Annotated in this window: 6 protein-coding genes; 2 read left to right on the forward strand and 4 right to left on the reverse strand. The window is 73.6% G+C overall.

What is annotated here, in order from left to right; genetic code table 11:
- Positions 1 to 860 (forward strand): MurR/RpiR family transcriptional regulator (locus P1P75_RS39950; RefSeq protein ID WP_319264596.1); only part of this gene is annotated, 860 nt, incomplete at its 5' end.
- Positions 861 to 971: 111 nt separating this feature from the next.
- Positions 972 to 1556: a hypothetical protein gene (locus P1P75_RS39955; RefSeq protein ID WP_319264598.1), complete on the forward strand. Its 585-nt coding sequence runs from the start codon at positions 972 to 974 to the stop codon at positions 1554 to 1556.
- A gap of 58 nt (positions 1557 to 1614) precedes the next feature.
- Here the strand turns inward: P1P75_RS39955 and P1P75_RS39960 are convergent, their stop codons facing one another.
- From P1P75_RS39960 to P1P75_RS39975, 4 genes are all read right to left on the reverse strand, one after another.
- Positions 1615 to 1989: a hypothetical protein gene (locus P1P75_RS39960; RefSeq protein WP_319264599.1), complete on the reverse strand. Its 375-nt coding sequence runs from the start codon at positions 1987 to 1989 to the stop codon at positions 1615 to 1617.
- Positions 1990 to 2058: 69 nt separating this feature from the next.
- On the reverse strand, positions 2059 to 2685 hold the full coding sequence (locus P1P75_RS39965) for a roadblock/LC7 domain-containing protein (protein WP_319264601.1): 627 nt from the start codon (positions 2683 to 2685) through the stop codon (positions 2059 to 2061).
- 34 nt (positions 2686 to 2719) lie between these two features.
- Positions 2720 to 3544 (reverse strand): transcriptional regulator, encoded by an 825-nt coding sequence (locus P1P75_RS39970; protein WP_319264602.1) that lies wholly within the window; start codon positions 3542 to 3544, stop codon positions 2720 to 2722.
- Positions 3541 to 3933, reverse strand: coding sequence for a hypothetical protein (locus P1P75_RS39975; RefSeq protein ID WP_086772900.1), 393 nt, complete (start codon positions 3931 to 3933; stop codon positions 3541 to 3543). The genes P1P75_RS39970 and P1P75_RS39975 overlap by 4 nt, the downstream gene beginning before the upstream one ends.
- Positions 3934 to 4249 lie beyond the last annotated feature (316 nt).

Here is a 4249-nt window from a genome sequence, read left to right on the forward strand (position 1 = left end):
GCGCGGGGCAGGGGACCGGGGGGCCCGCCGACAGTCCCGCCAACCGGCTCCAGGCCCTCTTCGAAGGGCACCGGCTGACGCCCACCCAGCGGCGCATCGCGCACAGCATGGTGCGCCGCGCCTTTGACGTGCCCTTCCTGTCCAGTGTCGAACTGGCCGAACTGGCCGGGGTCAGCCAGCCCTCCGTCACCCGCTTCGCGGTCGCCCTCGGCTTCGACGGCTACCCGGCCCTGCGCCGGCACCTGCGCGAGGTCGCGCCCGCCGAACAGAGCGCGGGCTCGGCGTCGTACAACGAGTACCAGCAGGCCGTCGAGGCCGAGATCGAGAACCTCCGGCACCTCGCCGAGGTGCTCGCCGACCCGCGGCCGGTGCAGAAGGCCGGACGGCTGCTCGCCGCCTCCCGGCCGCTGCCGGTCCTCGGGCTGCGGGCCGCCGCCTCCCAGGCGTACGGCTTCGCCTACTTCGCCGCCAAGGTCCACCCGGACGTCCGGCTGCTGCACGAGGGCGGCACGATGATCCACGACCGGATCGACGCGGCCGTCCGCGCGGGCGCCTCCACGCTGCTGTGCTTCGCGCTGCCCCGCCACCCGCGCGAGGTCCTCGACACCCTCGCCTACGCCAAGGAGGCCGGGCTGACCGTCGTGACGGTCGCCGACTCCGCGTTCGCGCCGGTCGCCAAGGTCTCCGACCTGCTGCTGCCGGCCGCCGTCGGCACCGGCCTCGCCTTCGACACCGCGTGCGCGCCGATGCTGCTCGGCCGGGTGCTGCTGGAGGCCATGTGCGACGACCTGCCCGACGCGCAGGCCCGGCTGGAGGAGTTCGACGCGAGGGCCGCGGTGCGGGGCCTGTTCGTGGAATGAGCCCACGTTCTCGGGGTTTTTCGTGCCGTTCTCATTGTCGTCTCACGTTCACTCGCTAATCTGCTCGATCGGAAAAGGATGCGAGTCATCCAGGCGACGAGGAGGCGGAACGTGGCACGCGGAGGTCAGGGACTGGCTCGGGTGGCCGTCGTCGTACGGGCCGGGGCCGCGCCGTTGTGGTGGTGCGGAGTGGTCGCGGCCGGTGTCGGCGTACTGCCGTCCGGGTTCACGGGACGGCGGATCGGGGTGATGGCGGGGGCCGCGCTGTTCATCGTGGCGGCGGCCGTGGTGGCACTCGTGCGGCGCAGGCGGTACACCGCGCTCGCCCGTGCCGCCGTCCGCGCGAGCAAGCACGATGTGCTCCAGGACCGCTCGGTGGCGGTGCGCAACTGGCGCCGCGGTCACCGCTGGTGGCTGCTGCTCGCCTTCGCCGCCGCGCTGGGCAGCGCTTTCGCCGTGCCCGCCGCGGCCGGCCTGCTGCTCGCCGGGTGCGGTACGGGGCTGCGGCTGAAGGCCTCCTGGATCGGGCGGCTGGAACGGGCCGGGGACGCGCTGCTGTGGGTGCGCGTCGACTGGCTCGCCGGGAACGGCGGCCGTCCGGCCGGCAAGGCGGTCAAGTCGTACCGCAGCACGGGCATCGCGGCGGGCGACGCGGCTCCGGGCGGAGCGCGCCGCCGCACCGCGGCACTCGTGTAGTTCTCGTTCAGGACCTGGGGGGTCCGGTGGACCTGTCGGACCTGGTGGGTCCGGTGGGTCAGACCTCCAGGTCCTCCTCGATCCGCTTCAACTGGTGGCGGGCCATCGCCAGGTTGGCCCGCTTGGCGTCCAGGACCAGGTAGAGGAAGAGACCGTTGCCGCCGCGCCCGCCGATCAGGCGGATCAGGTGGTACTGGTCGGACAGCGTGATCAGGATGTCCTCGATCTGGGCCTTCAGCCCGAGGTGCTCCATCGTGCGCATCTTGGAGCGCACCACGTCGGTGTTGCCCGCGGCGGCGACGTTCAGGTCGAACGTCTTGCTGCCGCCGAGCGTGCCCAGCGCCATGCCGCTGGTGTAGTCGACGAGCGCGACGCCGGTGGCGCCCTCGATGGAGGCGAGAGCTTCTTTGAGCGCGGTTTCGGTGTTGGCCATGACTGGTCCTCGGTTCCCTTCGACTTCGGTGTACTACGGATTCGGTGGTGTTACGGAAATTCGGTGGTGCTACGGGGATTCGGCAGTGGTACGTGGTGCTGTCGCGGTACGCGGTTCGGTGGCCGCAGGTGGTTCGGTGGCCGCAGGTGGTGCGGTGGCCGTACGTGGTTCGGCGGCGGTGCTCGATTCGGCGGCGGTGCCGGGTTCGGTGGCGGTACGGGGTCCGGTGGTCGTGGGGCGCGGGGTGCGCGCACTCCTGGTCCGGGCGGTGGCCGTCCGTGCGGGAGCCGTCCTGGCGGGGCGGGCGGCCGGGGCGCGCGCCCGCTCCGCGGCGTCGACGAGTTCGCCGACGCGGGTGCCGCACCGGCGGCTCTCCAGGTGCAGCCGGCCGACGTTGACGCGGTCCTGCGCGAGCACCGTCAGTACGGCGCTCCCCCCGGCCGCGTACGTCGCGACGTAGCCGTGGACGCCGCGCACGAGCAGCTCACGAAAGGCACCCTGGCCGGTGGTGTCCGCCAGCCGCACGGCCACGGCCAGCGAGGTCGCGGTGAGCGCGGCCACCCCCTCCGACTCCACACCGGGCGTGTCGTGGGCCAGGACGAGGCCGTCCACGCCGGCCACGAGTGCCCCGGTCAGCTGGGGCACCCGCGCCCGCAGCCGTCGCAGCTCGGCGAGTATCTCGGGTTCCGCGGCCATCAGAACGCTCCTCTCGGCGCGCGGTCGCTGCCGTTCAAAGGGCCTCCAGCGCATCCCTGAGCCTCTTCAGCAAGGTGATGTCGGGGTCGTTGACCTGGGGCAGGGCGAGTGCGGGCGGCGGCTGAGCGACCGGCGGCGGGAACCCGGCGGTCACCAGCCCCGCCGCCGCCAGCCGCCGGACGTCCATCAGCGTGGGGAACGCCGGCCGGCCCAGCTCCCGGGCGATGTCCGACGCCGTGCGCACACCGTCCACCAGCGCCAGCACCGCGCGCTGCCGGGACGGCGGCAGCGGGGACGCGGCCGGGTCGGCCCGCAGCAGCGGCGCGCTGTCCGGCAGCGGATCGGGCCACAGCCGGTGCAGCAGCTCGCGGCGCCGCAGTGTCTCGCGCTCCACCGCCTCGACCGGGACCGGGCGCAGCGCACCGAACCAGTGACCGGCGCCGTACCGGAAGCGGCCCGGGGTGCTGCTCGGCGCCAGAGCGAAGTACGCGGCGTCGAACATCGCCCCCAGATGGCACACCTCCAGGGCGCCCCTTCCGATCCGGCCGGCGTCGAGCAGCAGGCGGGCGGCGCCGCGTTCCTCGCCGGCCCGCTCCACCGCCTCCCACCACACTCCGGGCTCCAGCGTGCCGTGGGTCAGGAGGAGCACGTCGAGGCCCGGGGCGAAGGGACTCTCGGCGTGCACCACCCGGCCCTCGGCCAGGTAGAGCGCTCCGCCCTCGCGCTCGAGAACACCGGTGGCCCGCTCGGCGGCGAGCCGGGTCAGCATTGGCGAGACCGCTCCGCTCGAGCGCTCGCGGCCCGCCGAGCGGTCCCGCACCGGCAGCCGGGGCGGCGGGGTGGTCCCCACGACGGTCATCCCAGCACCAGCCGTCCGGCCATCTCGCCCAGCCGGATCCGGGCCAGCGCGAGATTGCCGTCCGGCCGGGCCAGCCACACGTGCAGGAACACGCTGCTGTCGAAGGACGTGGGCACGAACCGCAGTACGTGGTAGCTGTCCCGGTTGCTGATGATCAGGTCCTCGACCGGGGGATCGGCGTCCTCGCCGCCGTCGTCGGGCGTGAACGCCCGCTGCTCCGCCGTGAGCCGCGCGACCTCCGCGGCTTCGGCGGCGGCGGCCTCGTGGTCACCGCCCGGGAACTCCCCGACCGTGCCGAGGGCCAGCCCGCTGGTCCAGTCGACCAGCGCCGCTCCCCGGGCTCCGGGCAGCCGCATGGCCTCCAGTAGACACTCGTCGATTCCGGGCACCGTTGGCTCCCCTCCTGCCTGCGGTTCGGCTGAGTGAGGAAGAAGCTACGCAACGTGTGCGCGAGGGGTGAGTGTTCTGGCATTTTCCAGCGGAACATGCGCGGTGGTGACTAGGGTGGGTCAACTGACCTCGTTCAGGGGTCGGTTCAGCCAGTTCAACACCGTGCCGCCGGGCGCGCGTCAAGGGCGCGCCGGTGGTGGAGGAGTGGTGCGGGGCTGCTTCGCGCGCCCCTGGCTTCACGCCGAGCGCGCGGCTACCTGTCGGGGCCGGCCCTCCTGGCGGCTGCCTGTGTCGGGTGATCCCCCCGCGAGGCCC

The sequence above is a fragment of the Streptomyces sp. ID05-39B genome, assembly GCF_033794725.1.
Taxonomy (GTDB): Bacteria; Actinomycetota; Actinomycetes; order Streptomycetales; family Streptomycetaceae; genus Streptomyces; species Streptomyces bobili.